Consider the following 1,377-nt stretch of genomic DNA (forward strand, 5'->3'; position numbering starts at 1 on the left):
ACCTCCTCGACCGGATTCAAAACCAAAACCGTATCCCTGCTCTCCCCGCACTCATCGAAGCCCGCGCCCAAGCTCCTTGAGTGCTCTGTACCCTGTGCGATCCTACCCTCCTCTCCTCGCCACCACCTTTTGAGAAGTTACTCGATGGATTGCCAAAAGCGCGATTTGTCTCGCTTTAATGTATCCGTGCACCTTGACTGGGGGGCCACTTCATAGTCGTGGTCGTAGTCGTAGTCGTGATCGTGGTCGTAGACGTGGTCGTAGTCGTGATCGTGGACGTAGACGTGGTCGTAGTCGCAGTCGTAATCGCGGCACACAACCAACGCCCAGCTTGCATACTTACATATCACCTGATATGTCTCTACATATGAGAACGTCCCTTGATGTCCCCGACGAGCTGCTGCGCCGGGCCAAGGCCTACGCCCGGCAACGCGGCCTGACTTTTCGTGAGCTGGTCTTGCAGGGCTTGCGCGAGACCCTCGATCGCTCCGAGCAAAGGAAGCGCTACGTAATGAAAGACCTGTCGGTCGGCCGAGGAGGCCTGCTCGAAGGCCTGACGACCAGCGACTGGGAGGAAATCCGGCGCCGGGCCTACGAAGGACGTGGCGGGTGATCGCCGTCGACACGAACATCCTCGTGTACGCACACCGTCGCGACATGCCATTCCACCATCAAGCGTTGGCTGCGCTGCGCTCATGCGCCGAGGGCCAACGAACCTGGGCTTTACTGTGGCCAACGCTGCACGAGCTGCTCGCCGTTGTGACGAATCCAAGGATCTTCAGGCGCCCGAGCACCCTGGAGCAGGCGCTGGCACAGTTGCGTGAGTGGCTGCGAGCGCCCACGGTACACGTGCTTGGGGAGAGCCCGCGGCACCTCGACACCCTGGCCGATGTGCTGCGATCCTCGGCGGTGGTTGGGGCCAAGGTGCACGATGCGCGCATCGCAGCCCTGTGCATCGATCACGGAGTACGAGAACTGTGGAGCGCGGACCGCGACTTCAGCCGTTTCCCCGAGCTACGCGTCGTCAACCCGCTCGTCGCGGCCTAGAGCGCCAAACAGGGTTAGCCTCTAGGCTCCAGGTATAGCGTCGGGGGGCGTGGAGCATGGGTCTGGCGCGCTACTGCGTCGTGCGGCTTTCGTGGTCGAGGTAGAGCACGATGTCTTCGAGGGCCGTCAGGTCCATGCCGTGGTTGGCCGGGGCAGCAGGTCGCAGTGTCGGATCAAAATAACATCGCCACTTCGATTTCGATCCATCCCTTCCAGCGGTGTTGCGCCGCCTTCGAATACAGGGAGTATTCGCGCGACAGCGCGCCTTGCTGGCCCGACGCCTCAAAGCCGACATGGCAATGTTATTTTGACCCGACGCCTTAGAAAGCG

At 61.2% G+C, this 1,377-nt stretch carries 4 protein-coding genes; 2 read left to right on the forward strand and 2 right to left on the reverse strand.

Annotated features, from left to right (window positions below):
- Positions 1–137: 137 nt before the first annotated feature.
- Positions 138–323: a hypothetical protein gene (locus tag MJD61_04550; protein MCG8554547.1), complete on the reverse strand. Its 186-nt coding sequence runs from the start codon at positions 321–323 to the stop codon at positions 138–140.
- A gap of 44 nt (positions 324–367) precedes the next feature.
- Here MJD61_04550 and MJD61_04555 point away from each other — a divergent pair, with 44 nt between their 5' ends.
- Complete coding sequence (locus MJD61_04555; protein ID MCG8554548.1) at positions 368–613, forward strand: hypothetical protein; 246 nt, start codon at positions 368–370, stop codon at positions 611–613.
- A complete protein-coding gene (locus MJD61_04560; GenBank protein ID MCG8554549.1) occupies positions 610–1,047 on the forward strand; it encodes a PIN domain-containing protein in 438 nt (145 codons plus the stop codon). Before MJD61_04555 ends, MJD61_04560 begins: the two co-directional genes overlap by 4 nt.
- Positions 1,048–1,117: 70 nt before the next feature.
- On the opposite strand, the gene MJD61_04565 is transcribed toward MJD61_04560, so the two are convergent.
- On the reverse strand, positions 1,118–1,377 hold a 260-nt coding region (locus MJD61_04565), incomplete at its 5' end, for a hypothetical protein (protein ID MCG8554550.1).

This window comes from Pseudomonadota bacterium (assembly GCA_022361155.1).
In the GTDB taxonomy this organism is placed as follows: domain Bacteria; phylum Myxococcota_A; class Polyangia; order Polyangiales; family JAKSBK01; genus JAKSBK01.

Bases quoted from the DNA above. Each gene is read 5' to 3' on its own strand.
- MJD61_04555 (MCG8554548.1), top strand. From the start codon at position 368: ATGAGAACGTCCCTTGATGTCCCCGACGAGCTGCTGCGCCGGGCCAAG.